This is a genomic window from Pseudomonas sp. NPDC090233 (assembly GCF_044772285.1).
Classification (GTDB): domain Bacteria; phylum Pseudomonadota; class Gammaproteobacteria; order Pseudomonadales; family Pseudomonadaceae; genus Aquipseudomonas.
The window spans coordinates 433,864-456,942 of sequence record NZ_JBIVYQ010000005.1; the positions used below are offsets into that span (position 1 = coordinate 433,864).

The 23,079-nt window shown below is 63.1% G+C and carries 18 protein-coding genes; 4 read left to right on the forward strand and 14 right to left on the reverse strand.

The annotated features are described in order from the left end of the window. Window positions 1–178: 178 nt before the first annotated feature. The 7 genes from rpsA to mtnA all read right to left on the reverse strand — a co-directional run bounded on the left by rpsA (window position 179) and on the right by mtnA (window position 11,449). Window positions 179–1,855, reverse strand: a complete 1,677-nt coding sequence (rpsA, locus tag ACIQUF_RS16510) for a 30S ribosomal protein S1 (protein WP_403133230.1) — start codon at window positions 1,853–1,855, stop codon at window positions 179–181. Between the two features lie 124 nt (window positions 1,856–1,979). Continuing rightward, the gene (cmk, locus tag ACIQUF_RS16515) at window positions 1,980–2,666 is read right to left on the reverse strand and encodes a (d)CMP kinase (RefSeq protein ID WP_400802392.1); all 687 of its coding nucleotides are present in this window, start codon (window positions 2,664–2,666) and stop codon (window positions 1,980–1,982) included. Further along, entirely contained in the window at window positions 2,663–4,903 is a 2,241-nt protein-coding gene (locus ACIQUF_RS16520; RefSeq protein WP_403133232.1) for a bifunctional prephenate dehydrogenase/3-phosphoshikimate 1-carboxyvinyltransferase, read from the reverse strand. The genes cmk and ACIQUF_RS16520 overlap by 4 nt, the downstream gene beginning before the upstream one ends. A 156-nt stretch (window positions 4,904–5,059) precedes the next feature. Beyond that, a complete protein-coding gene (pheA, locus tag ACIQUF_RS16525; RefSeq protein ID WP_400802394.1) occupies window positions 5,060–6,154 on the reverse strand; it encodes a prephenate dehydratase in 1,095 nt (364 codons plus the stop codon). After that, a complete protein-coding gene (gene serC / locus ACIQUF_RS16530; protein ID WP_403133235.1) occupies window positions 6,154–7,239 on the reverse strand; it encodes a 3-phosphoserine/phosphohydroxythreonine transaminase in 1,086 nt (361 codons plus the stop codon). Before serC ends, pheA begins: the two co-directional genes overlap by 1 nt. 71 nt (window positions 7,240–7,310) lie before the next feature. Then, window positions 7,311–10,073 (reverse strand): DNA gyrase subunit A, encoded by a 2,763-nt coding sequence (gene gyrA, locus ACIQUF_RS16535; RefSeq protein ID WP_403133237.1) that lies wholly within the window; start codon window positions 10,071–10,073, stop codon window positions 7,311–7,313. Window positions 10,074–10,372: 299 nt separating this feature from the next. Beyond that, complete coding sequence (mtnA, locus tag ACIQUF_RS16540) at window positions 10,373–11,449, reverse strand: S-methyl-5-thioribose-1-phosphate isomerase (RefSeq protein ID WP_403133238.1); 1,077 nt, start codon at window positions 11,447–11,449, stop codon at window positions 10,373–10,375. Window positions 11,450–11,558: 109 nt separating this feature from the next. On the opposite strand from mtnA, the gene ubiG reads away from it, so the two are divergent. From ubiG to ACIQUF_RS16555, 3 genes are read left to right on the forward strand one after another with little or no spacing between them, the layout of a single operon-like run. Then, window positions 11,559–12,257: a bifunctional 2-polyprenyl-6-hydroxyphenol methylase/3-demethylubiquinol 3-O-methyltransferase UbiG gene (gene ubiG / locus ACIQUF_RS16545; RefSeq protein ID WP_403133241.1), complete on the forward strand. Its 699-nt coding sequence runs from the start codon at window positions 11,559–11,561 to the stop codon at window positions 12,255–12,257. Between the two features lie 2 nt (window positions 12,258–12,259). After that, window positions 12,260–12,931: an N-acetylmuramic acid 6-phosphate phosphatase MupP gene (gene mupP, locus ACIQUF_RS16550; protein WP_403133243.1), complete on the forward strand. Its 672-nt coding sequence runs from the start codon at window positions 12,260–12,262 to the stop codon at window positions 12,929–12,931. 30 nt (window positions 12,932–12,961) lie between these two features. Next, window positions 12,962–13,702 carry a YciK family oxidoreductase gene (locus ACIQUF_RS16555; protein ID WP_400802406.1) on the forward strand — a complete coding sequence of 247 codons (741 nt, stop codon included), beginning with the start codon at window positions 12,962–12,964 and terminating at the stop codon, window positions 13,700–13,702. 72 nt (window positions 13,703–13,774) lie between these two features. On the opposite strand, the gene ACIQUF_RS16560 is transcribed toward ACIQUF_RS16555, so the two are convergent. The 7 genes from ACIQUF_RS16560 to ACIQUF_RS16590 all read right to left on the reverse strand — a co-directional run bounded on the left by ACIQUF_RS16560 (window position 13,775) and on the right by ACIQUF_RS16590 (window position 21,503). Continuing rightward, window positions 13,775–14,560, reverse strand: a complete 786-nt coding sequence (locus ACIQUF_RS16560; RefSeq protein WP_403133246.1) for a TenA family transcriptional regulator — start codon at window positions 14,558–14,560, stop codon at window positions 13,775–13,777. A 40-nt stretch (window positions 14,561–14,600) separates the two neighbouring features. Further along, window positions 14,601–17,057 (reverse strand): EAL domain-containing protein, encoded by a 2,457-nt coding sequence (locus ACIQUF_RS16565; RefSeq protein WP_403133249.1) that lies wholly within the window; start codon window positions 17,055–17,057, stop codon window positions 14,601–14,603. Window positions 17,058–17,165: 108 nt separating this feature from the next. Beyond that, complete coding sequence (locus ACIQUF_RS16570) at window positions 17,166–18,998, reverse strand: ABC transporter ATP-binding protein (protein WP_403133251.1); 1,833 nt, start codon at window positions 18,996–18,998, stop codon at window positions 17,166–17,168. After that, a complete protein-coding gene (locus ACIQUF_RS16575) occupies window positions 18,991–19,623 on the reverse strand; it encodes a DsbA family protein (RefSeq protein ID WP_403133253.1) in 633 nt (210 codons plus the stop codon). The genes ACIQUF_RS16570 and ACIQUF_RS16575 overlap by 8 nt, the downstream gene beginning before the upstream one ends. A gap of 3 nt (window positions 19,624–19,626) precedes the next feature. Beyond that, window positions 19,627–20,559 (reverse strand): rhodanese-related sulfurtransferase, encoded by a 933-nt coding sequence (locus tag ACIQUF_RS16580; RefSeq protein WP_403133256.1) that lies wholly within the window; start codon window positions 20,557–20,559, stop codon window positions 19,627–19,629. A gap of 109 nt (window positions 20,560–20,668) precedes the next feature. Beyond that, window positions 20,669–20,968, reverse strand: coding sequence for a BolA family protein (locus tag ACIQUF_RS16585; protein ID WP_403133258.1), 300 nt, complete (start codon window positions 20,966–20,968; stop codon window positions 20,669–20,671). Window positions 20,969–20,978: 10 nt separating this feature from the next. Next, on the reverse strand, window positions 20,979–21,503 hold the full coding sequence (locus tag ACIQUF_RS16590; protein ID WP_403133261.1) for a DUF2059 domain-containing protein: 525 nt from the start codon (window positions 21,501–21,503) through the stop codon (window positions 20,979–20,981). Between the two features lie 153 nt (window positions 21,504–21,656). On the opposite strand from ACIQUF_RS16590, the gene ACIQUF_RS16595 reads away from it, so the two are divergent. Further along, a complete protein-coding gene (locus ACIQUF_RS16595) occupies window positions 21,657–23,051 on the forward strand; it encodes a class II fumarate hydratase (RefSeq protein ID WP_403133264.1) in 1,395 nt (464 codons plus the stop codon). Window positions 23,052–23,079 lie beyond the last annotated feature (28 nt).

Below are 23,079 nucleotides of genomic sequence, written 5' to 3' on the forward strand. Positions count from 1 at the left end.
CAAGCAGCTAGATCATTGCTTAATCAGTTTGTAGCACGCTCGGAGGGATTTGAACAGGGCGGTTCTTGACTTAATAAAAAAATTCAAGAAGGAAGTGTAAGGAAATAGGTGTGAGGTGCGCTGCAGGCAAAAAAAAGGGTGGCCCGAAGGCCACCCTTTTTTACCGATCAAACAGAACTCAGTTCTGCTTGGCCATAGCTTCGCGCAGCAGCGCGGCCATGGTGGTGTCGGCAGCCGCTTCCGGAGCGTTTTTCAGGCTCTGGATGGCTTCACGCTCTTCAGCGTCGTCTTTCGACTTGATCGACAGGCTGATGACGCGCGATTTGCGGTCAACGCTGATGATCTTGGCTTCGATCTCTTCGCCTTCCTTCAGGACGTTACGCGCGTCTTCAACGCGGTCACGGCTGATTTCGGAAGCTTTCAGAGTGGCTTCGATGTCGTCGGCCAGAGTGACGATGGCGCCTTTGGCGTCAACTTCCTTCACGATGCCACGGACGATAGCGCCCTTGTCGTTGACAGCAACGAAGTTGGAGAACGGATCGTCTTCCAGCTGCTTGATGCCCAGGGAGATGCGCTCGCGCTCTGGATCAACCGACAGGATGACGGTTTCCAGCTCATCGCCCTTCTTGAAGCGACGCACGGCTTCTTCGCCGGTTTCGTTCCAGGAGATGTCGGACAGGTGAACCAGACCGTCGATGCCGCCGTCCAGACCGATGAAGATACCGAAGTCGGTGATCGACTTGATGGTACCGGTGATCTTGTCACCCTTGTTGAACTGGCCGGAGAAGTCTTCCCATGGGTTGGACTTGCACTGCTTGATGCCCAGGGAGATACGACGACGCTCTTCGTCGATGTCCAGAACCATGACTTCCACTTCGTCGCCAACCTGAACGACTTTCGACGGGTGGATGTTCTTGTTGGTCCAGTCCATTTCGGAAACGTGTACCAGACCTTCAACGCCTTCTTCCAGCTCAGCGAAGCAGCCGTAGTCGGTCAGGTTGGTAACGCGCGCTTGTACGCGAGTACCTTCTGGGTAGCGGGCAGTGATAGCTACCCACGGATCTTCGCCCATCTGCTTCAGACCCAGCGAAACGCGGTTGCGCTCGCGGTCGAACTTCAGAACGCGTACGTCGACTTCGTCGCCAACGTTAACGATTTCCGATGGGTGCTTGATACGCTTCCAAGCCATGTCGGTAATGTGCAGCAGGCCGTCGATACCGCCCAGGTCCACGAATGCGCCGTAGTCGGTGAGGTTCTTGACGATACCTTTGACTTGCTGGCCTTCCTGCAGGGTTTCCAGCAGGGCTTCGCGCTCGGCGGAGTTCTCGGCTTCCAGCACGCTGCGACGCGAAACAACAACGTTGTTGCGCTTCTGGTCCAGCTTGATGACCTTGAATTCCAGCTCTTTGCCTTCGAGGTGGGTGGTGTCGCGCACTGGGCGGACATCAACCAGCGAACCTGGCAGGAACGCACGGATACCGTTAACGTCGACAGTGAAGCCGCCTTTAACCTTACCGTTGATAACGCCCTTGACCACTTCTTCGGCGGCGAAAGCTGCTTCCAGAACAATCCAGCACTCGGCGCGCTTGGCTTTTTCACGGGACAGTTTGGTTTCGCCAAAGCCGTCTTCGACCGCGTCCAGCGCAACGTGAACTTCGTCACCGACCTTGATGGTCAGCTCGCCAGCTTCGTTGTAGAACTGCTCGAGCGGGATGACGCCCTCGGACTTCAGGCCAGCGTGTACGGTAACCCAGTCGCCGTCGATGTCGACAACGATACCGGAGATGATCGCACCCGGCTGAAGATTGAGGGTTTTCAGGCTTTCTTCAAAGAGTTCTGCAAAGCTTTCGCTCATTTTAATTCCTGTAGATTCGGGCGAAACAGACGCCCATCGCCACATTCCAGACAATGTGGGTTTGTTTTAAGTAAAGGAAAGCCGGCAGGACGTTGACTGGTGCCCCTGCCTGCTTTCCTGGCTATCAGAGAAGATCGCGCTGGGCGAGCTCGCTCCTGATACGTTGCAACACCTGCTCGATGGACAACTCGGTGGAGTCCAGCTGTATGGCATCGGCCGCCGGTTTGAGCGGGGCCACTGCGCGCTGGGTGTCGCGCTCATCGCGCGCACGAATCTCATCTAGCAGACTCGACAGACTAACATCTTCGCCCTTGCCCTTCAACTGCAGGTAGCGGCGGCGGGCACGCTCCTCGGCACTGGCGGTGAGGAAGACCTTCAGCGGCGCGTCCGGGAACACCACGGTGCCCATGTCGCGGCCATCGGCGATCAACCCGGGCGCTTCGCGGAAGGCGCGCTGGCGCTGCAGCAGCGCTTCGCGCACTGCCGGCAGCGACGCGACCATCGACGCCCCGGCACCGACCGTCTCGGTGCGGATGACATTGCTGACGTCCTCACCTTCGAGAATGATCTGTTGCAGCTTACCCGGCTCGGCGGCGATGAACTGCACATCCAGATGGGCGGCCAGAGCCTTGAGCAGCTCTTCGTTGGTCAGGTCGACGCCGTGGTTGCTGGCGTTGAACGCCAGCAACCGGTACAGCGCGCCGGAGTCCAGCAGCTTCCAGCCAAGCTCGCGGGCCAGCAGGCCGGCGACCGTGCCCTTGCCCGAGCCACTCGGGCCGTCAATGGTGATGACCGGCGCCTGCGCACTCACGACTTGCCCTCTTCTGCAACGCGAATACCCACTTCAGCGCACAGCTTGAGGAAGTTCGGGAACGAGGTAGCGACGTTGGCGCAATCATGGATACGAATCGGCGCACTGGCACGCAGCGAGGCGACACTGAAGGCCATGGCGATACGGTGGTCACCGTGGCCATGCACTTCGCCGCCGCCGATCTGGCCGCCGTCGATAATGATGCCGTCCGGGGTCGGCTCGCACTTCACACCTAGTGTGATCAGGCCATCGGCCATGACCTGGATGCGGTCGGATTCCTTGACCCGCAGCTCTTCGGCGCCACGCAGTACGGTGCGGCCTTCGGCGCAGGCCGCAGCCACGAACAGCACCGGGAACTCGTCGATGGCCAGTGGCACCAGCTCTTCGGGGATGTCGATACCCTTGAGCTTGGCGCCACGCACACGCAGGTCGGCCACCGGCTCGCCGCCGACTTCACGCTGGTTTTCCAGGGTGATGTCGCCGCCCATCAGGCGCAGGATGTCGATGACACCGGTGCGGGTCGGGTTGATGCCGACATGCTCGAGCACCAGCTCGGAGCCTTCGGCGATCGACGCGGCCACCAGGAAGAATGCCGCGGACGAGATATCCGCCGGCACTTCGATGCGGGTCGCGGTGAGCTTGCCACCGGACTGCAGCGAGGCAACCGGGCCATTCGACTCAACCGCGTAGCCGAAACCGCGCAGCATGCGCTCGGTATGGTCGCGGGTCGGCGCAGGCTCGGTGACGGTGGTCTTGCCTTCGGCATACAGGCCAGCCAACAGCAGGCAGGACTTAACCTGGGCACTGGCCATCGGCAGGGTGTAGGTCAGTGCTTTGAGCTTGCTGCCACCGCGAATGGTCAACGGCGGACGACCGTCCGGGCCGGTCTCGACCACGGCGCCCATTTCCCGCAGCGGGTTGGCGACGCGGTTCATCGGGCGCTTGGACAGCGAGGCATCACCGGTCATGGTGACATCGAACGGCTGGCCGGCCAGCAAACCGGAAAGCAGGCGCATCGAGGTACCGGAGTTACCCACGTAGATCGGGCCAGGCGGCGGCTTCAGGCCATGCAGGCCGACACCGTGAATGGTCACGCGGCCATGGTTCGGGCCTTCGATGACCACACCCATGTCACGGAAAGCCTGCAGGGTCGCCAAGGCATCCTCGCCTTCGAGGAAGCCTTCGACTTCGGTCGTGCCTTCGGCCAGCGAGCCGAGCATGATCGAACGGTGGGAAATCGACTTGTCGCCTGGAACGCGGATCCGTCCGGACACGCGGCCACCAGGTTGGGCCAGGAAAATCAGATCGTTGGCGTTCATAGCGTCCACATAGGCCCGGCGGGCCAGGATTTTACTGAAATGCTCGCGGGCAACCCGAGCGCGGGTGAATACACCCAGCAACTGGTGCCCATCCCCTGCATCGACCGCGTCGCGCAAGGCGTCGAGGTCGCTGCGAAATGTGTCCAAAGTGCGCAGTACAGCCTCGCGGTTGGCAAGGAAGATGTCGTGCCACATGGTCGGGTCACTGCCGGCGATTCGGGTGAAATCGCGGAAACCACCCGCAGCGTACCGGAAGATCTCGAGGTTTTCATTGCGCTTGGCCAACGAATCGACCAAGCCGAAGGCCAGTAGGTGCGGCAGGTGGCTGGTGGCGGCCAGCACTTCGTCGTGGCGCTCTACCGGCATGTGCTCGACATCGGCATCCAGCGCGCGCCACAGGCGGTCGACCAGCGCCAAAGCGGCGGGGTCGGTTTCCGGTAGCGGCGTGAGGATGACCTTGTGCCGGCGGAACAGGGTAGCGTTGGAGGCCTCCACCCCGCTCTGCTCGGAGCCGGCGATCGGGTGGCCTGGTACGAAGTGGCGCAGGCGCTTGCCGAAGACTGCGCGCGCGGCACGCACCACGTTGCCTTTGGCGCTGCCGACGTCAGTGATCACGGCGTTGCCCAGGTCGAGCCCGGCAAGCAGTGAGAGAAGCTTTTCCATGGCCAGGATCGGCACGGCGAGCTGGATGACGTCGGCACCGAGGCATGCGGCGGCGAGGTCTTCTTCGCAGCGGTCGACCACGCCAAGGGCCACGGCCTGCTTGCGTGAAGACGCGTCCAGGTCGACGCCGACCACTTCGCGGCATAGGCCGCTTTCACGCAGGCCCTTGGCGAAGGAGCCGCCGATCAGACCGAGGCCTACGACGACGAGGCGACCGATGATTGGCGCGGGTTTGGTTGTTACGGCATTTACCACTGGTGCGAACCCTGTTCAGAAATCTAGGCAGTTCAGCTGGACCATTGGGGCGCCTTTGGCGCCTATCGCGGCTGAAGCCGCTCCTACAGCTATCGCGCAACCTGTAGGAGCGGTTTTAACCGCGATGGGCCGCACAGCGGCCCCAACAATCTCCAATCAAAGCACCGCCTTCGGATAAGACCCCAACACCTTGAGCCCCACAGCCTCCTGGCTGATCTGCTCCAGCACCGCCTTGATCAGCGGGTCGCGGTGGTGGCCGACGAAATCAATGAAGAACACATAGGTCCACTTGCCGCTGCGCGACGGGCGCGTTTCGATGCGCGTCAGGTCGATACCGTTCTCATGGAACGGCACCAGCAGCTCGTGCAAGGCACCCGGCTTGTTGCTCATCGACACGATGATCGAGGTCTTGTCGTCGCCGGTCGGCGGCACTTCCTGATTACCGATCATCAGGAAGCGCGTGGAGTTGTCCGGACGGTCTTCGATCTTCTCGGCCAGGCGGGTCAACCCATACAGGTTGGCCGCCATGTCGCCGGCGATCGCCGCCGAATTCCACTCGCCCTTGACTCGCTTGGCCGCCTCGGCGTTGCTCGAAACCGCCACGCGCTCGACGTTCGGGTAATGCGCGTCCAGCCACTTGCGGCACTGGGCCAGGGACTGGGCATGGGAGTAGATGCGGGTGATGCTGTCGGTCTTGGTGTTTTCGCCCACCAGCAGGTGGTGGTGGATGCGCAGCTCGACTTCGCCACAGATCACCATGTCATGCTCAAGGAAGCTGTCCAGGGTGTGGCTGACCGCGCCTTCGGTGGAGTTCTCCACCGGCACCACGCCGAAGTTGACGGCGCCGGCCGCCACTTCGCGGAACACTTCGTCGATGGCTGCCATCGGGCGGCTGATCACGGCATGACCGAAGTGCTTCATCGCCGCCGCCTGGGTGAAGGTCCCTTCCGGGCCCAGGTATGCGACTTTCAGCGGCTCTTCCAGGGCCAGGCAGGACGACATGATCTCGCGGAACAGCCGCGCCATCTCTTCGTTGCCCAGCGGCCCCTTGTTGCGCTCCATGACGCGCTTGAGCACGGCGGCTTCACGCTCGGGGCGGTAGAACACTGGCTTCTCGCCTTCGGCCAGGGTGGCGGTCTTGACCCGGGCCACTTCCTGGGCGCAGCGGGCGCGGTCGCTGATCAGCTCGAGGATTTTCTCGTCGAGGCTGTCGATGCGCACGCGCAGCGCCTTGAGCTCGTGTTCGGACATCAGCCGTGCTCCTTCTCGAATTCGGCCATGTAGGCGACCAGGGCTTCAACAGAATCCAGGCCCAGGGCGTTGTAGATCGAGGCGCGCATGCCACCTACAGAACGGTGGCCCTTGAGGTTGAGCAGGCCGCGGGCATCGGCACCGGCAAGGAAGGCCTTGTCCAGGCGCTCATCAGCCAGGCGGAACGGCACGTTCATCCACGAACGGGCGTTGTGGCTGATCGGGTTGGTATAGAACTCGCTGGCGTCGATGAAGCCGTAGAGGCGGTCCTTCTTGGCGCGGTTGCGCTGCTCCATGGCTTCGACGCCGCCCTGCTCCTTGAGCCACTCGAAGACCAGGCCGGAGAGGTACCAGGAATAGGTCGCCGGGGTGTTGTACATGGAGCCGTTGTCGGCCGATACCTTGTAGTCGAGCATGGTCGGGCAGCTGCTGCGGGCGTGGCCCAGCAGGTCTTCACGGACGATCACCACCACCAGGCCGCTCGGGCCGATGTTCTTCTGCGCACCGGCGTAGATCAGGCCGTACTGCGAGACGTCGATCGGGCGCGAGAGGATGTCGGACGACATGTCGACCACCAGCGGGACGTCACCGGTTTCCGGCACCCAGTCGAACTGCAGGCCGCCGATGGTTTCGTTGGATGCATAGTGGACGTAAGCCGCGTTCTTGCTCAGCTGCCACTCGTTCTGGCCAGGGATCGCCAGGTAATCGTAAGGCTTGGCGCTGGCAGCGACGTTGACGCTGCCGAAGCGGCGCGCTTCTTCGATGGCCTTTTTCGACCAGATGCCGGTCTCGACGTAGTCGGCAGTGCCGTTTTCCGGCAGCAGGTTCAGCGGAATCTCGGCAAATTGCTGGCTGGCGCCGCCCTGCAGGAACAGGACTTTGTAGTTGGAGGGAACGGACAGCAGGTCACGCAGGTCCTGCTCGGCCTTTTCGGCGATGGCCACGTAATCGTCGCTGCGATGGCTCATTTCCATCACCGACAAGCCCTTGCCGCGCCAGTCCAGCATCTCGGCCTGGGCACGCTGCAAGACAGCTTCAGGAAGCGCGGCAGGGCCTGCGCAGAAGTTAAAGGCTCGTTTGCTCACATCCACTCTCGCTCTGCTCTTATCAGTCAAACGGGGCGACCTTGGTCGCCCCGCTCGGGATTTACGCTTGCTTATTCCTGCGGGGCCTCTTCGGCACCCGCAGCTTCGTTATCCGGCGCGTCGCTCTCGACGCCCTCCTCGTCCGTCTCGATCACATCATCGAGCTCTTCCTCGGAGGGCTCCTGGATCCGCTCCAGCCCGACCAGCGTTTCATCCGCCGCCAGTTTGATCAACGTAACACCCTGGGTGTTACGGCTGAGGCTGGAAACCTCACCGACCCGCGTACGCACCAGCGTGCCCTGGTCGGAGATCAGCATGATCTCTTCGCCTTCCTGCACCTGGATGGCGCCGATCAGCAGACCGTTGCGCCCCTTGGTGCCCATGGCGATCACGCCCTGGCCGCCACGGCCGCGACGCGGGAACTTGGACAGCGGGGTGCGCTTGCCGAAACCGCGCTCGGACGCCGTGAGGATCTGCGCGCCGGACTCCGGAATCAGCATCGAGATGATCTGCTGCCCCTTGCCCAGCTTCATGCCGCGCACGCCACGGGCGGTACGGCCCATTTCACGCACAACGCTTTCAGCGAAGCGGATCACCTTGCCGGCGTCGGAGAACATCATGACTTCCTTGGCACCATCGGTGATGGCCGCGGCAATCAGGGTGTCGCCTTCTTTCAGCTTCAGGGCGATCAGGCCGTTGGAGCGCGGACGGGCGAACTGCACCAGCGGGGTCTTCTTGACGGTACCGGAAGCGGTGGCCATGAAGATGTACGCGCCGGTCGGTTCCGCCACCCATTCAGGGGTGTCGCCGTCTTCTTCGTCGACTTCTTCGACTTCTACCAGCTCGCCTTCGATCACGTTCTCGTCGCTGTCCTCCAGCTCTTCGTCCGGATCGGCGCTCTGCTGCAGGGCTTCGAGGTCGATCTGCAGCATGGCGGTGATGCGCTCACCCTCCTCCAGCGGCAGCAGGTTGACCAGCGGGCGACCACGCGCGGCGCGGGAGGCTTCAGGAATTTCGTAGGTCTTCTTCCAGTACACCTTGCCCTTGCTGGAGAACAGCAACAGGGTGGCGTGGCTGTTGGCGACCAGCAGGTGCTCGATGTAGTCTTCGTCCTTCACGCCGGTCGCCGACTTGCCTTTGCCGCCACGGCGCTGGGCCTGGTACGCGGACAACGGCTGGGTCTTGGCGTAGCCACCGTGGGAAATGGTCACCACACGCTCTTCTTCCGGGATCATGTCGCCGTAGTTGAGGTCGTGGCTGGCGTTGAGAATCTCGGTGCGGCGGGCATCGCCGTATTCGGCACGGATGGCTTCGAGCTCTTCGCGGATCACTTCCATCAGGCGCTGGGCGCTGCTGAGGATGCGGATCAGTTCGCCGATCTGTTCCAGAATCTCCTGGTACTCGGCCAGCAGCTTCTCGTGCTCCAGGCCGGTCAGGCGGTGCAGACGCAGGTCGAGAATCGCCTGGGCCTGTTCCGGCGACAGGAAGTATTTGCCATCGCGCAGGCCGTACTGCTCAGGGAGGTCTTCAGGGCGGCAGGAATCGGCGCCGGCGCGCTCGACCATGACCTGCACGGCACTGGATTCCCAGGCGGTGGATACCAACGCTTCCTTGGCCTCCGACGGCGTCGGCGAGGCCTTGATCATGGCGATGACCGGGTCGATGTTGGACAGCGCAACGGCCTGGCCTTCAAGGATGTGGCCGCGCTCGCGGGCCTTGCGCAGCTCGAATACGGTACGGCGCGTCACCACTTCACGGCGGTGGCGGACGAACGCTTCGAGCAGGTCCTTGAGGTTGAGCAGGCGTGGGCGGCCGTCGATCAGCGCTACCACGTTGATGCCGAACACGCTCTGCAGCTGGGTCTGCTGGTAGAGGTTGTTGAGCACCACTTCCGGCACCTCGCCGCGGCGCAGCTCGATGACGATGCGCATGCCGTCCTTGTCGGACTCGTCGCGCAGCTCGGTGATGCCTTCGATCTTCTTCTCTTTGACCAGCTCGGCGATCTTCTCGATCAGACGCGCCTTGTTCAACTGGTACGGCAGCTCGGTCACGACGATCTGCTGGCGGCCACCGACTTTGTCGATGTCTTCGATCTCGGAGCGCGCACGCATGTAGATGCGGCCACGGCCGGTGCGATACGCCTCGATGATGCCCTGACGGCCGTTGATGATACCGGCAGTCGGGAAGTCCGGGCCCGGGATGAACTGCATCAGCTCATCGATGGTGACTTCCGGGTTGTCGATCAGCGCCAGGCAACCGTCGATGACTTCACCGAGGTTGTGTGGCGGAATGTTGGTCGCCATGCCCACGGCGATACCGCTGGAACCGTTGACCAGCAGGTTGGGAATACGGGTCGGCATGACCGCCGGGATCTGCTCGGTGCCGTCGTAGTTGGGCACCCAGTCGACGGTCTCTTTGTGCAGGTCGGCCAGCAGCTCGTGGGCCAGCTTGGACATGCGCACTTCGGTGTATCGCATGGCTGCGGCGTTGTCGCCGTCGACCGAACCGAAGTTGCCCTGGCCGTCGACCAGCAGGTAGCGCAGCGAGAACGGCTGGGCCATACGCACGATGGTGTCGTAGACCGCAGTGTCGCCATGCGGGTGGTACTTACCGATCACGTCACCGACCACACGGGCGGATTTCTTGTACGGCTTGTTCCAGTCGTTGCCCAGTTCGCTCATCGCATAGAGAACGCGACGATGCACGGGCTTCAAGCCGTCACGTGCATCGGGCAGCGCTCGCCCGACAATCACGCTCATCGCGTAGTCGAGGTAAGACTGTCTCAGTTCGTCTTCGATATTGACCGGGAGGATTTCTTTGGCCAGTTCGCCCATGAGAAGCCTGATTCCTTTTTCTGGTGAAACTTCGCAGCTCCATCAAGGGCCGAACGAAGCTCGCCGCCGCAGCGCATAGGGGTGCGACGACTTACGACAAATCAATGAGTTGTGCCATGGATCTGCGCAAAATTGGCCGCCGTGATGGGCGGTCTTGGAAACTGCCGGATGTTATCACAAATGGGGTTGGCAAGTGTACGACTTGGTTGCTTCGGCGCGGGGGAAATCGAGCGCCGCCCACGCGGCGCATCGCGGATAAATCCGCTCCTACATGTGTAACGCCGCGCCGAGGCAGGGGTTCAATGCAACCGCTTGCGACACATCAATTGCGCCAGCTTGGCCGTATCCGGGCGCTCGACGATGCCGCGCTCGGTCACGATCACGTCGATCAGGTCGGCTGGGGTCACGTCGAATACCGGGTTGAACACCTCGACATCCGGCGCCACGCGGGTGCCGGCATAATCGAGCAATTCGTCGGCGTCGCGCTCCTCCAGCGGAATGTCTTCGCCCGTGGCCAGGTTCAGGTCGATGCTGGTGCTCGGCGCCACCACCATGAAGCGCACGCCGTGGTGCATGGCGCTGACCGCCAGCTGATAGGTGCCGATCTTGCTGGCCACATCACCGTTGGCGGCGATGCAGTCGGCGCCGACCACCACCCAGGTGATGCCCTTGCTCTTCATCAGGTGGGCCAGCGCCGAGTCGGCGCACAGGGTCACCGGGATGCCTTCGTTGGCCAGTTCCCAGGCAGTCAGGCGGGACCCTTGCAGCCAGGGGCGAGTTTCACCGGCGTAGACGCGCTCGACCATGCCTTCGAGGAAACCTGCCCGGATGACCCCCAGCGCAGTGCCGAAACCGCCACTGGCCAGCGCGCCGGCATTGCCGTAGGTCAGCAGGGTCTGCGCATTGCCCTGGTGGCGGCGGATCAGCTCGATGCCGTGCTGGGCCATGGTCAGGTTGGCCTCGCGGTCGCTTTCGTGAATGGCGATGGCTTCCGCCTCCAGCATCGCCAGCACGTCCTCGTCGGGGCGTACGCGCTGCAAACGCTCGCGCATGCGGTTGAGCGCCCAGAACAGGTTGGCTGCGGTTGGGCGCGCCTCGGCCAGGCTGAGGAAATCTTCCTCCAGGTCCATTTCCCAATCGCCGCCTTCGGCCAGGCGCTCTTCAAGGGCCAACACCAGGCCATAGGCCGCCGCGATACCGATGGCCGCCGCGCCACGCACGGCCATGTCGCGAATCGCCGCCACCACCTGCGCGACATTGTCGCAGGCCAGCCAGCGTTCTTCCGACGGCAGCAGGCGCTGGTCGAGCAGGTGCAGGGCGCCGCGGTGCCAGCGGATGCCAGTCACCTTCTCCGCCGCCAAAAGTTGCTCGCGCATTGCCTCTCCCCGTCGTTCGGATATAAAAGCCGGCGATTATAGCGACCATCAGCCTTGGGCGCTCGGGTATACTCCGGCGCAATTCGTACAAGTTTCAGAGGACTGTTCAATGAGCAACGTCGACCACGCCGAAATCGCCAAGTTTGAAGCCTTGGCGCACCGCTGGTGGGACCGCGAGAGCGAGTTCAAGCCGCTGCACGATATCAATCCGCTGCGCGTCAACTGGATCGACGAGCGCGTCAGCCTGGCCGGCAAGAAAGTGCTGGACGTCGGCTGCGGCGGCGGCATCCTCAGCGAGGCGATGGCCCTGCGCGGCGCCACCGTCACCGGTATCGACATGGGCGAGGCGCCCCTGGCCGTGGCCCAGCTGCACCAGTTGGAATCCGGCGTGCAGGTAGAATACCGGCAGATCACCGCCGAGGCCCTGGCCGAGGAAATGCCCGAGCAGTTCGACGTGGTCACCTGCCTTGAAATGCTCGAACACGTGCCCGACCCGTCCTCGGTCATCCGCGCCTGCTACCGCATGGTCAAGCCGGGCGGCCAGGTGTTCTTCTCGACCATCAACCGCAACCCCAAGGCCTACCTGCTGGCCATCGTCGGCGCCGAATACATCCTCAAGATGCTGCCGCGCGGCACCCACGACTTCAAGAAATTCATCCGCCCGTCCGAACTGGGCGCCTGGAGCCGCACCGCCGGCCTTGAGGTCAAGGACATCATCGGCCTGACCTACAACCCGCTGACCAAGCACTACAAGCTCAGCAGCGATGTGGACGTCAATTACATGATCCAGACCCTGCGCGAGGAATGAGCATGCGTTTGCGAGCAGTACTCTTCGACATGGACGGCACCCTGCTCGACACGGCGCCGGACTTCATCGCCATCTGCCAGGCCATGCTCGCCGAGCGCGGCCTGCCGGCCATCGACGACACGCTGATCCGCGACGTGATTTCCGGCGGTGCGCGGGCGATGGTCGCCGCGACCTTCGCCATGAGCCCCGACGCCGAGGGCTTCGAGGCGCTGCGCCTGGAATTCCTGGAGCGCTACCAGCGTGACTGCGCGGTGCACAGCAAGCTGTTCGACGGCATGGCCGAGCTGCTCGCCGACATCGAGAAAGGCAACCTGCTGTGGGGCGTGGTGACCAACAAGCCGGTGCGCTTCGCCGAGCCGATCATGCAGCGCCTGGGCCTGGCCGAGCGTTCGGCGCTGCTGATCTGCCCGGACCACGTAAAGAACAGCAAGCCTGACCCCGAGCCGCTGATCCTCGCCTGCAAAACGTTGGACCTGGACCCGGCCAGCGTGCTGTTCGTTGGCGACGACCTGCGCGACATCGAGTCGGGCCGTGACGCCGGCACCCGCACGGCGGCCGTGCGCTACGGCTATATTCATCCAGAGGACAATCCGAACAACTGGGGCGCCGATGTGGTGGTGGACCACCCGCTGGAACTGCGCAAAGTGATCGACAGCGCCCTGTGCGGCTGCTGAGCCGCCCCCGGTCATTCAAGGACACCTGACATGTTCGACTACACCGCCCGCCCCGACCTGCTCAAGGGCCGCGTCATCCTGGTCACCGGTGCCGGTCGCGGCATCGGCGCCGCCGCCGCCAAGGCCTATGCCGCACTCGGCGCCACCGTGCTGCTGCTGGGCAAGACCGAAGCCAACCTGAATGAGGTCTACGATGAAATCGAGGCCGCCGGCCACCCGCAGCCGGTGGTGATCCCGTTTAACCTGGAAACCGCCCTGCCCCACCAGTACGACGAACTGGCGGTGATGGTCGAGGAACAGTTCGGCCGCCTCGACGGGCTGCTCAACAATGCCTCGATCATCGGCCCGCGCACACCGCTGGAGCAGCTCTCGGGCGACAATTTCATGCGCGTGATGCACATCAACGTCGATGCCACCTTCATGCTCACCAGCACCCTGCTGCCGCTGCTCAAGCTGTCGGAAGACGCCTCGGTGGTGTTCACCTCCAGCAGCGTCGGGCGCAAGGGCCGGGCTTACTGGGGGGCTTACGGGGTGTCCAAGTTCGCCACCGAGGGGCTGATGCAGACCCTCGCCGATGAACTGGAAGGCGTGGCACCGGTGCGCTCCAACAGCATCAACCCGGGTGCTACTCGCACGGCGATGCGGGCGCAGGCTTATCCCAGCGAGAACCCGCAGAACAATCCGCTGCCGGAGGAGATCATGCCGGTGTACCTGTATTTGATGGGGCCGGACAGTGCTGGGGTGAATGGGCAGGCGTTTAACGCTCAGTAGTTCTGGGTTGGTTGTACCGGCCTCATCGCGGATGAATCCGCTCCTACAGGAGCAGATTCATCCGCGGTGGGCTCAACCCGCCGCCAACGCCGGGCGCATACGTCCCTGCTGGCGCCCCTCCATCTGCATGCACCGCTCCAGGAACAGGTACATGCAGTCATAGCTCTTGCAGATCGCCCTGCGCAGTTCATTGCGCAATCCCAGGGTCGGGTTTTCGCCGGCCAGCGTGCAGATGATCTCCAACGCCTCCCACGGGTGCGCATCGTCATACTGCGCGTGCATCTTCAGCCACTTCATGGCGCGCTTGCGCTGATCTTCCGGGAAGCCCATGGCGTAGGTGTCTTCGGCGCAAACCACCGCCGACCACTCCCCGGTCGCCCCTTCGATGGCGTAGTTGGTGGCCGCCATGGCGATCGCCAGCGACTCGGTGGTGCACACCCGCCAGCACCAGTCATTGAGCCCATTGAGCTCCGCCGGCACCTCCTGGGACTGCAGCTCGTGCAGATGAATGCCATGGGCATGGCACCAGTGCACCCAGTAGTCGGCGTGGTTGAGCTCGACGCGGATATTGCGCATCAGCCAGCGCCGCGCCATGTCCTCGCCGGGGTGGCGGGCGAAGCGGGTCTTGGTCAGGTTGTGCGCCATATACAGCGAGAACTGCTCGACCACCGGCCAGCCGCCGATCAGGTATTGGCGAATGGTCGCCTGGCGCAGTTGGCCGTCGCGCAGGCGCTGGTAGAACTCATGCTCCACAACCCGACGCTTGCTCTCGCGGCAATCCTCGATCAGTTGCTGAGCCCACTGGGGGTAACTGGCGGGGTCCATCAATGGCCCGATACGAACGAATGCATCAATCACGATTCAGCTCCTTGATCCTTGTGATTTTGCCGACGCTTGTTCAGCGAAAGGTTCCAGGCGCCCGATGCAACAGGGGCCGTGCAGCAATCCGTTGGCGCTGCAGACTGTCACAGGTAAATACCTGCGGTCGTTCGATCAGATAGCCCTGGGCGTAATCCACGCCGATCTCCTGCAAGGCCTGCTCGATCAACGGAGTTTCCACAAACTCGGCGATGGTCCGCTTACCCATCACATGGCCGATGTGATTGATCACCTCGACCATGGCCCGGTTGACCGGATCATCCAGCATATCTTTGACAAAACTTCCGTCGATCTTCAAGAAGTCGACAGGTAAATGTTTCAAATAAGCGAATGACGACATTCCGGCACAAAAGTCATCCAACGAGAACTTGCAGCCCAGCCCTTTCAATTCATTGATGAAGCGGATGGCACTGCCGAGGTTGGCGATGGCGATGGTTTCGGTGATCTCGAAGCAGATAAGCCGTGGCGGGATGGAATATTCGACGAACAGTCGTTGCAGGTAGTCGAGGAACTTGTCGTCACCGATGCTCGACCCGGACAAATTGATCGCGCACATCGACAGCGGCCCCTCGCGCTCTTCGTCCAGGCATTGGCGAATGACCTGGAACACGTTGCGCACCACCCAGCGGTCCAGGGCAGTCATCAGGCCATAGCGCTCGGCGGCGGGAATGAAACTGTCGGGCAGGATGGTGCGGCCGCCTTCATCGTGCAGGCGCAGCAGGATTTCGATATGGCCTGGGCCATCGATGGCCGTGAGTGGGGCGATTTCCTGGGCGTACAGGCAGAAGCGGTTTTCTTCCAGGGCCACATGCAGACGTTGGATCCAGGCCATTTCGCCGAAGCGCATCGACAATTCGCTGTCGTCGGCGTGGTACACCTGCACGCGGTTGCGGCCTTTCTCCTTGGCCATGTAGCACGCCATGTCGGCCGCTCGCAGTGACGCCTCCAAGGTGGAAGGCGCTTGCGCCATGTTCACAAGGCCGATACTGACGGTGGTCACGAACGGCCTGCCCTTCCACACGAAGTGGAGGCTCTGCACCGCTTGGCGCAGGCTCTCGGCAATGCGCTCGGCCTGGTCTGGCGGGCAATTTTCAAGGAGTACGCCGAATTCGTCACCGCCCAACCGCGCCAAGGTGTCGCCCTCGCGCAATCCTGATTGCAGAACGGCGCAAATATGCCGCAACAGCTCGTCGCCAGCGGCGTGACCGCAGGTATCGTTGACCAACTTGAACTGGTCAAGGTCGAGGAACATCAATGCGTGCCGCCCCGCCTGGCGCACCAGGCCATTGAGCGCCTGCTCCAGGCGATACTCGAACTCTCGACGGTTGGCCAGGCCGGTCAGGGCGTCGTGGGTAGCCTGCCAGGACAGGTTGGCGATGTACTGGCGCTCCTGGGTCATGTCGTGCAGCACCAGCACGATGCCGGCCATCTGGCCGTCGTTGACGATCGGCGAGCCCACCAGGTTGATCGACACCGTGCTGCCGTCCAGGCGCTGGATCAACCGCGCATGTTCGGCACCGCCCTTGAGGCTGCCGCTGAGCACTTGTTCGAGTACAGTGCCGCTGTCGGTTTCGGCTTGTTCGTCCACCAGGCTGAACAGCGCCGTCAACGGCAGGCCCTGGGCCTGACCGGCCTGCCAGTGGGTAAGCTGCTCGGCGGCCGGGTTCATGTAGGCGATGCAGCCATCGACATCGGTGGTGATCACCGCGTCGCCGATGGCCTGCAGGGTAATCTGCGCCCGCTCCTTTTCTTCCTGCAGAGCGCTGGCGAAGGCCTGGCGCTGGGCCAGCAGCCTGCTCGAACGATGCCAGGCGAAGGCGATGAGTAACAGCGCGGTCAGCAGGTTGGTGATCATCAGCACCCGCAGCAGCATCCGCGAGCCCTCGCCCAGGGCATCGCTGAACGCCTTGGCCGCCGGGGTCACGCCCTCGTTGATGGCAACGATCCGCGCCCGCCATTCACGCACTTGGCGAGGGCCGGCCTGGCCCTTGGCAAAACCTTCGCGCATGTCGTTGGCCAGCACATCAAGCTGGGCAAGGTAATCGTCGCCGATGTTCCAATAGGCAATCGCCGTCTGCATGTAGCTGATCTGGCGAAAGTTGCGATAGAACCAGATGATGCGGTCGACATCGTTGGGGTGGTTGCCACCTTGCAGCACGGCTTCGCGCGCGGCTTCGAGGTCCGGATCGGGCTGGTCGAGAATTTCGCGCAGTTGATGGTCGCCCTGGGGCACGCTGATCACCTGACGATAGCGCTGATAGGCGCTGTCGTTGCCGCTGTCGGCATACAGGTTGAGGTAGTAGATGGCGTCTTTCTGCGCCTTGGACCAGAGGCTTTCGCCCGCGACATAGGCGCGAACGGCCGACAGCGCATAAAGGCTGAGGCTGCCCAACAAGACCTGGAAGATGACAACGGCGATGAAGGGCCAGATGATACCCAGCAACCTTGGCGCCTCTAGCGTGCGATTTCCCTTCATGAAGTCCCTGTCACAGAGCAGATAAGGCTCGAATCAACCCAGACAAGCACAGCGTAGGCCATTTGCCATCTGTCTGGAGGGAATTTTGCGACAGGTTAGGCGTCGTTGTCAGGTCTGCTGCAAATGCCCATACAACTTGGCGTACAAGCCACCGTCGGCAATCAGCTGCTGATGGTCGCCGTCCTCGGCCACATGCCCGCCATCGAACACCAGCACGCGGTCGGCCTGCTTAACGGCAGAAAGACGGTGGGCGATGATCAGCGTGGTGCGGCCACTGAGGAAGCGCGCCAACGCCTTGTGCAGGTTGTACTCGGTGGCAGCGTCCAGCGCCGAGGTGGCCTCGTCGAGGATCACCACCTTGGGCTCGGCCAGGACCATGCGGGCAATCGCCAGGCGCTGGCGCTGGCCGCCGGACAGGCGCACGCCGGAGCGGCCAACCACGCTGTCCAGCCCTTGCGGCAAGGCGGCGATGGTGGCGTCCAGCTGGGCGATGCGCAGCGCCTGCCAGCAGTACTCGTCGGTGCAATCACGGCCCATGGTCAGGTTGGCGCGCACCGTGTCGTTGAACAGCGAGGGGTGCTGCAGCACCACGGCGACGTTTTCGCGCAAAGTCTCCAGGCCGATTTCCTGCAGGCTGGCACCGCCGAAACGAATGGTACCGGCCTGAGCGCTGTAAAGGCCCAACAGCAACTGCACCAGGGTGCTCTTGCCACCGCCGCTGGCACCGACGATGGCGACCTTCTCGCCGGGCGCGATGGACAGGTCGAGGTGGTCGAGCACCGGCTCGTCGTTGTAGGCGAAGCGCAGGTCGCGCACCTCGATGCCCACCGTATCGCGGCCGGCGAACGGATCGCTGGCGGCCGGGTACTGCGGCTCGTCATCACGCGCCAGCAACTCGTTGAGCCGGCTCAACGCGCCCCCGGCGGCGTAGTAGGCGTATTGCAGGTTGAGCAGCTGCTCCACCGGGCCAATCATGAACCACAGGTAGCTGAACACTGCCAGCATCTGCCCGATGGACAGGTCGGAGAACAGCACCGTGAGCATGGCCGCAGCGCGGAAGATGTCGATGCCAAACTGGAACAACAGGCCGCTGGCTCGGCCGCTGGCGTCGCTTTTCCACTGCGAATCCACGGCGTAGTCGCGCACTTCACGAGCACGCATGCCCAGGCGGCCGAGGAAATAACCCTGGCGATTGCCGGCGCGGATTTCCTGGATGGCATCGAGGGTTTCCGCCAGCGCCTGGGTGAACCGCGAGGTGCTGTCGTTTTCGAGTTTCTTGAGGTGCTTGACGCGCTTGCCCAGCTGCACGGTGAAATAGATCACCAGCGGGTTGAACAGCAGAATCAGCAAGGCCAGCTGCCAGTGCATCCAGATCAGGATCGCCGCCGTGCCGGTCAGGGTCAGCATGGCCACCAGGAAGCGGCTGAGGGTCTCGCCGACGAACTTGTCGAGGGTGTCCAGGTCGGTGACCAGGTGCGTGGTGACAGTGCCGCTGCCGAGGTTTTCGTACTCCTTGAGCGAGATGCGCTTGAGCCGCTCGATCAGGCGAATGCGCAGGCGGTAGACGATGTCCTTGGCCAGGCCCGCGAACAGCTTGGCCTGGATCACGTTGAAGCCCAGCGCGAACAGGCGCAGGCATAGCGTGACCACCAGCATCAGGCCGATGTAACCGGCCGCGACCTGCCAGCCGCTGGGCAGCAGATGGTTCATGAACTTGAGCGCCGCATCGCCATGGCCAAGCAGCACTTCGTCGACCAGCAGCGGCAGCAACAAGGGGATCGGCACGCTGCAGCAGGCTGCGAGCACGGCGATCAGGTTGGCGGTCCAGAGGTTTTTCTTGTGGTGCAGCGCCAGGCGGCGGATTTCCGCCCAGCTCAGGCGATCAGGCACAGCGGCAGGCTTCCCTGGCACAGGGTCGGGCGACCCCGGCAGGTCAAGCACAGGCGGCCTGCTGCAGCCAGCGGCCAAGCAAGGGTTGCAGGCTTTCCAGCGGCTGGTAGCCATTGGTCAGCAGCGCCAGCTGGCCGTTGCGCTCGGCCAGCAGGGTCGGGAAGCCGGCGATGCCCAGGCCCTGCACCCAGCTGAAATCGGCGGCCGTGGCAGCGCGGGTATCGGCACGGGTAAAGGCGTCGGCAAAGGCAGCGCGATCAAAGCCGGCCTGCTCGGCCAGCTCGACCAGCTGCGGTGCGGTGGTGACGTCCACGCCCTGGTCGTAGAACGAACCCTGGATCAGCTTGAGCAACGGCCAGACGCGCTCGTCATCCAGCTCGCGCGCAGTGACCAGCGCGCGGCAGGCAGGCTCGGTGTCGTAGACGAATCCCTCGGGCATCGCCCCATCGAAACGAAACGGCTGCCCGGTGGCCTCGGCCACCGCCTGCCAATGCTCGAGGATGTACTTGCGGGTCGAGGCATCCAGCGCGCTGCCGCCGCTGCGCAGGCCACCCGGCACCAGCCGCGTGGCCACGCCCGCCTCACGCGCCTGGGCGATCAGGGCCTCGGCCACCGGTGCGAAACCCCAGCACCAGGAGCACATCGGGTCCATCACATAGAGCAGGCGGGCAGTCATGCATCAGGCCTCGGCTTTGTAGTTGTAACCGATCGGGTGCGGCAGATTGCGGGCCTTGGCCAGCTCGATCTGCTTCTGCCGGTCGATGGCGCTGCGCCGGGTCTTCTCGCTCAGGGTGTCCCAGCAGTGCGGGCAGCTCACACCTGGCGAATAGTGCTCGGACGCGCGCTCCTGCGCGTTGATCGGGTGGCGGCAGGCATGGCACTGGTCGTACTCGCCTTCGCTCAGGTCATGGCGCACCGTGACGCGGTTGTCGAAGACGAAGCAGTCGCCGTCCCACAGGCTTTGTTCCTGAGGCACTTCTTCGAAGTATTTCAGGATGCCGCCCTTAAGATGATAGACCTCATCGAAGCCTTCACCGAGCATGTAGCTGGAGGCTTTTTCACAGCGGATGCCGCCGGTGCAGAACATGGCGACTTTCTTGTGCTTGCTCGGGTCGAAGTTGGCCTTGATGTACTCGGGGAACTCGCGGAAGGTTTCGGTCTTCGGGTCGATGGCGCCCTTGAAGGTGCCGATGGCCACCTCGTAGTCGTTGCGGGTGTCGATCAGCAGCACTTCCGGGTCGCTGATCAGGGCGTTCCAGTCCTTGGGCTCGACATAGGTGCCGACCGCCTGGTTGGGGTCTACGCCCGGTACGCCCAGGGTGACGATCTCTTTCTTGAGCTTGACCTTGGTGCGGTAGAACGGCTGCTCGTCGCAGTAGGACTCTTTGTGGTCGACATCCACCAGGCGCGGGTCGCTGCGCAGCCAGGCGAGCAGGCCGTCGATACCTTCGCGGGTAGCCGAGACAGTGCCGTTGATGCCTTCATGGGCCAGCAGCAAGGTGCCTTTGACGCCGTTGTCGGCCATAGCCTTGAGCAGCGGCTCGCGCAGCTCGACGTAGTCTTCCAGGGTGACGAACTTGTACAGCGCCGCCACGACGATAGCTTGGGACATGAATTCGAATCTCCAGGTGGTCACCCTCGTAAGGGGCGGACCGGAATGACAAATAAAAACGCGCCGACAAGCGGCGCGTGGTGCAGTCTACCAGAATGACGGAAAGGATTCAGTGCTTGCCGCCACCTGCACACACCGGCGAGGCCGGAGCGGCGCCCACCTGGGCCCACTCCTCGGCGGTGTAGGTGTGGATCGCCAGGGCGTGGATTTCGCCCATCAGGTCGCCCATGGTGGCGTACACTTTCTGGTGACGCTTGACGCTGTTGAGCCCAGCGAACAGCTCGCTGACGATCACCGCCTTGTAGTGGGTTTCCTGGCCACGGCTGTGCATATGGCTTTCGTTGAGCACTTCAAGATGTTGCGGCGCCAGCGTGGCCAGCTGCTGCTCGATGCGTTGCTGCATGGTCATCGGGTGTTACTCACTTCTTCGCAGGCGCGGCAGCCTTGCCGGCATTCGGGTCCAGCTCTTTGGTCATGTCTTCGAGCAGCTTGTTGACCACCGGCACCGCAGGCTCAAGGCTCTGCTGGGTCAGCTGGGCCGACTGCTGGGTGACTTTAGGCATCTGGGTCAGGACTTTCTTGCCCAGTGGCGACTCGTAGAACTTGACCAGGTCCTTGAGCTCCTGCTCGGTGAAGGTCTGGGTGTACAGGTCGACCATCTTCGGTTTCAGCTTGTTCCAGCCGATGGCGCCATCCAGCGCGGCGTTGGCTTTGGCCTGGTAGCTTTCCAGGACATTCTGCTTGGCGGCCGGGGCCTTGGTCTGGGCAAAGCGCTGGGCGAACATCTGCTGGACCTGCATGTACACCGGGGTCCCCAGTTTGTCGGCGTGGGCCAGGGTCAGGAATTTCTCGGCGGCAGCGTTGTGGCTGGCGGTGGCAGCGAGTACCTGGCCGCTGGCACAGGCCAGGGCGACGGCGGCACAGAGGACACGGAGACGGGTCATTGCATTTCCTTCAAAAGGGGGAGGCGGTACCTCAGAGTAGAGCATTCTGCTCCTGTGAAGGTGCAGCGCTCAAGTAGCACGACGAGCGAATGAACCGCACGTTCGCATGAGGGCCTAAACTGCTGATTCTGACTGACAAAGGAGTGAAGCAGCATGAGCCGTATCGAGACAGACAGCCTGGGGCCGGTCGAAGTTCCTGAGGACGCCTACTGGGGCGCGCAGACCCAGCGCTCGCTGATCAACTTTGCCATTGGCAAGGAACGCATGCCGCTCGCGGTGCTGCACGCCCTGGCACTCATCAAGAAAGCCGCTGCGCGCGTCAACGACCGCAATGGCGACCTGCCGGCCGACATCGCCCGGCTGATCGAACAGGCCGCCGACGAAGTGCTGGACGGCGAGCATGACGCGCAGTTCCCGCTCGTCGTTTGGCAGACCGGCAGCGGCACGCAAAGCAACATGAACGTCAACGAAGTGATTGCCGGGCGGGCCAACGAACTGGCCGGCAAGGGCCGTGGCGGCAAGGCGCCAGTGCACCCCAACGACCACGTCAACCGCTCGCAGAGCTCCAACGACTGCTTTCCCACCGCCATGCACATCGCCGCCGCCCAGGCGGTGCACGAGCATTTGCTGCCAGCGATCGCCGAGCTGTCCTCGGGGCTGGCCGAGCTTTCGGCGCGCCACCACAAGCTGGTCAAGACTGGCCGTACGCACATGATGGACGCCACACCCATCACCTTCGGCCAGGAAGTGTCGGCGTTCGTCGCCCAGCTCGACTACGCCGAACGCGCCATCCGCGCCACCTTGCCGGCGGTATGCGAATTGGCCCAGGGCGGCACCGCCGTGGGCACCGGGCTGAATGCCCCGCACGGCTTCGCCGAAGCCATCGCCGCCGAGCTGGCCGCGCTCTCCGGCCTGCCTTTCGTCACCGCCCCGAACAAGTTCGCCGCCCTCGCCGGCCACGAGCCTTTGACCAGCCTGGCCGGCGCGCTCAAGACCTTGGCGGTGGCCTTGATGAAAATCGCCAACGACCTGCGCCTGCTCGGCTCCGGCCCTCGCGCGGGGCTGGCCGAGGTGCGCCTGCCGGCCAACGAACCGGGCAGCTCGATCATGCCGGGCAAGGTCAACCCGACCCAGTGCGAGGCACTGTCGATGCTGGCCTGCCAGGTGCTGGGCAACGACGCGGCGATCGGCTTTGCCGCAAGCCAGGGGCACCTGCAGTTGAACGTGTTCAAGCCGGTGATCATCCACAACCTGCTGCAGTCGATCGAACTGCTGGCCGATGGCTGCCGTAACTTCCAGCAGCATTGCGTGGCGGGGATCGAACCGGATGCCGAGCAGATGGCGGCGCACCTGGAGCGAGGGTTGATGCTGGTGACGGCGCTGAACCCGCATATCGGCTATGACAAGGCGGCGGAGATTGCCAAGAAGGCTTACGGCGAGGGTAAGACACTGCGCGAGGCGGCGTTGGAGTTGAAGTACCTGACTAACGAACAGTTCGATGAATGGGTCAGGCCGGAGAACATGCTGGCGCCTGGCGGCAAGGGCTGATTGATAGGTTGTCAGTGCCGGCCTCTTC

Excerpts from the sequence above, each read along its gene's own strand:
- ubiG (WP_403133241.1), top strand. The coding sequence starts at position 11,559 with ATGAGCAACGTCGACCACGCCGAAATCGCCAAGTTTGAAGCCTTGGCG.
- mupP (WP_403133243.1), top strand. The coding sequence starts at position 12,260 with ATGCGTTTGCGAGCAGTACTCTTCGACATGGACGGCACCCTGCTCGAC.
- ACIQUF_RS16565 (WP_403133249.1), bottom strand. The coding sequence starts at position 17,057 with ATGAAGGGAAATCGCACGCTAGAGGCGCCAAGGTTGCTGGGTATCATC.
- pheA (WP_400802394.1), bottom strand. The coding sequence starts at position 6,154 with ATGTCCGAACACGAGCTCAAGGCGCTGCGCGTGCGCATCGACAGCCTC.
- ACIQUF_RS16585 (WP_403133258.1), bottom strand. The coding sequence starts at position 20,968 with ATGACCATGCAGCAACGCATCGAGCAGCAGCTGGCCACGCTGGCGCCG.
- mtnA (WP_403133238.1), bottom strand. The coding sequence starts at position 11,449 with ATGCGCGAGCAACTTTTGGCGGCGGAGAAGGTGACTGGCATCCGCTGG.
- ACIQUF_RS16575 (WP_403133253.1), bottom strand. The coding sequence starts at position 19,623 with ATGACTGCCCGCCTGCTCTATGTGATGGACCCGATGTGCTCCTGGTGC.
- ACIQUF_RS16590 (WP_403133261.1), bottom strand. The coding sequence starts at position 21,503 with ATGACCCGTCTCCGTGTCCTCTGTGCCGCCGTCGCCCTGGCCTGTGCC.
- ACIQUF_RS16580 (WP_403133256.1), bottom strand. The coding sequence starts at position 20,559 with ATGTCCCAAGCTATCGTCGTGGCGGCGCTGTACAAGTTCGTCACCCTG.
- rpsA (WP_403133230.1), bottom strand. The coding sequence starts at position 1,855 with ATGAGCGAAAGCTTTGCAGAACTCTTTGAAGAAAGCCTGAAAACCCTC.
- ACIQUF_RS16555 (WP_400802406.1), top strand. The coding sequence starts at position 12,962 with ATGTTCGACTACACCGCCCGCCCCGACCTGCTCAAGGGCCGCGTCATC.
- ACIQUF_RS16595 (WP_403133264.1), top strand. The coding sequence starts at position 21,657 with ATGAGCCGTATCGAGACAGACAGCCTGGGGCCGGTCGAAGTTCCTGAG.
- gyrA (WP_403133237.1), bottom strand. The coding sequence starts at position 10,073 with ATGGGCGAACTGGCCAAAGAAATCCTCCCGGTCAATATCGAAGACGAA.